The organism is Streptococcus sp. HMSC10E12, assembly GCF_001807855.1.
GTDB classification, from domain to species: domain Bacteria; phylum Bacillota; class Bacilli; order Lactobacillales; family Streptococcaceae; genus Streptococcus; species Streptococcus salivarius.
Genome location: NZ_KV791110.1, coordinates 1 through 2,296, shown reverse-complemented (window position 1 = coordinate 2,296; position 2,296 = coordinate 1). Strand labels below are relative to the sequence as shown.

Genomic DNA, 2,296 nt, shown 5'->3' with positions numbered 1-2,296 from the left:
ATTGATCCAACTTCTCAGAAAAGAACACTTCATAACCAATATGAACCTGGTTTTATTGTAGCAAGGGATAAATCTCCACTAGAACTCTTAATTGAAAATAAGGAATTGTTTGATAAATAGAAAAAGCGAGGATAACCTCGCTTCAGATTGAAGTTAAAATCTTTAGAAGACACTTTTATAAGGACTTTGTCTTCAATCTGTGAAAAGGAGTGAAAACTCCTTTTCTTTTTGTAAGTCAGACTGAAACTTCCAAATTGTTTATTTATTTTATTGACATTTTCTATAAAAATAAGTACAATAGTTTTATTAGAAGACTATACTATATAGGGGGTATTGAAATGAAATTTTCTAATCGTTTACTGCTATTCCTTGCAGGAGTTGTTTTTGTCCTTTTAGGACTTTTCCTATTTACAAACCCAGTAGCTAATCTTGTTGCTTACAGCTGGTGGATTTCATTTGGTTTACTGGTTTCTTCTATAGCAGCTATTTTAGGCTATTTCTCTGCACCAAAAGAGCTTCGCTCACCTGTTTATCTTTTCCAAGGATTTGTTAGTCTTCTCTTAGCTCTTTACCTCGTTGCTTATGGCTTTGTGACCCTGCCGGTCGTCATTCCGACCATTGTAGGAATTTGGTTAATTGTAGAAGCCATTATTGCTTTCTTTAAAGGCAATCGTCTAGGATTGATTTTCCCTATTATTGGTAGCAATATCATGTGGGTAGCCTTGCTTGAATTTTTACTAGGTCTAGTGATTCTGTTCAATCCAGTGGCTACAGGTGTCTTTGTCGTTTATGTCATTGCCTTTTCATTTTTAGTTACTGGCTTCACCTACATTATTGAGGCCTTTCGTAAATAGTCTAGTTGCTATTTCTATCGCATTCAAAAAAGCTGGGAAATCATATTCTCAGCTTTTTTGTCTCTTTAATTATCACTTTTTCGCATTCCATTCTGCGTAGAATTGCTCCAAGTATTCTTCCAAAAAGTGATGGCATAGTGCTCTAGCATTCGATAAGTTGCAATAATAACCGGTCGAGAACGGGGCATCGACTCAATCATACCGAAAATAAAAGAGCGAATGTTATCTGCAAAAAGAAAGCTTAGATTCTTTGCGATTTCAACAAAAAAAGCACTGTTTGTACTGACCCCAAAAAGTTAGACAAGTAATTTAAGTGAAGGATTTAGTTCTGTATTTCACAGGACTAATGTAAGTGGCTCATTTGGACTATCCTCCTGTTTAGTTTTGTCACTTACAGTATAGTCCTTTTAGGCTTTTCTTGTATTTTGAGTTTAACTAGCACCACGGGTATTATTTTTCCTTTTACTTACCAGATAGAAGTTAAAACTTAATTGAAAAGAACCATTTAATTTAACTAATGCATGTTCTTAAAATTTCCTAAGTCTACCAACAGCTCTATCTAAATCTTTCTTTTTAATCAAAATTTTAAAATTGCCTAATTTATAGAATATAAGTTTTGTAATAAAACTTTAATCTTTTATGTAATATATTGTATATTACATAAAAGATTATTGTATGCTACAATTCGCCTTGTATAGCAGTATTTTGTACTATTATACAATATAGGAGATTTTATTCTATCTCTATAAAGTAATAAAGGAGTGTAAGCCCATGGAAAATGTTGTTGTCTCAATTTTTCATATTGAAAGTGAAGCCTTTCAGGCCTTTTCAGAATTAAAACAGTTTGTTCAAACTGAAAATACAAAATTAGCTCAGGCTTCAATTGTAAAAGCTGAAAATGGTGTTATTAACGTCAAAGATAGCTTTGACTTGATGAATTCCCTAGGAGATGATTATTTCGAAGGCGGATTAATTGGTAGTTTAATCGGAATTTTAGGTGGACCACTAGGTGTTCTCTTTGGTTTTGCTACTGGTGGAGCAATTGGCGCCTCCGTTGGTTCAGACAAAGAATTGATCAATTCGGCATTAATTACAACCGTTAGTAAAAAGTTGACTAATGGCGAAGTAGCTATTATTGCACTTGTACAAGAAAATGATGAATCTGTTTTAAATGCTATTTTTGAAAAGTATCAGGTTGACATTGCTAGATGGGATGTCGCTACTGTTGCGGCAGAGATAGAGTCAGCTCTCAAAATTCAAGAAGATTTAGAGCATCAAGCTAAAGCTCGCTTAATTGCGGATAAAAAAGAAGCTCGTCGTGAAAAATTTGATAAATTGAAAGCTAATATTAAAGAGAAATTTTCGAAAAAAAATTAACAGACTGAAGAGACTGAGGTAATTAGGAATCGGTAAACAGTCCATCTCTGATTACGAAAAACAAA

At 33.5% G+C, this 2,296-nt stretch carries 2 protein-coding genes and 1 pseudogene; all 3 read left to right on the top strand.

What is annotated here, in order from left to right; all coding sequences use genetic code 11:
• Positions 1–120, top strand: a pseudogene (locus HMPREF3112_RS09210) (XRE family transcriptional regulator); the annotation flags it as partial.
• A 218-nt stretch (positions 121–338) separates the two neighbouring features.
• The gene (locus HMPREF3112_RS09205) at positions 339–854 is read left to right on the top strand and encodes a DUF308 domain-containing protein (RefSeq protein ID WP_032915554.1); all 516 of its coding nucleotides are present in this window, start codon (positions 339–341) and stop codon (positions 852–854) included.
• A 771-nt stretch (positions 855–1,625) separates the two neighbouring features.
• The gene (locus HMPREF3112_RS09200; protein WP_037611158.1) at positions 1,626–2,231 is read left to right on the top strand and encodes a DUF1269 domain-containing protein; all 606 of its coding nucleotides are present in this window, start codon (positions 1,626–1,628) and stop codon (positions 2,229–2,231) included.
• Positions 2,232–2,296: the final 65 nt, after the last annotated feature.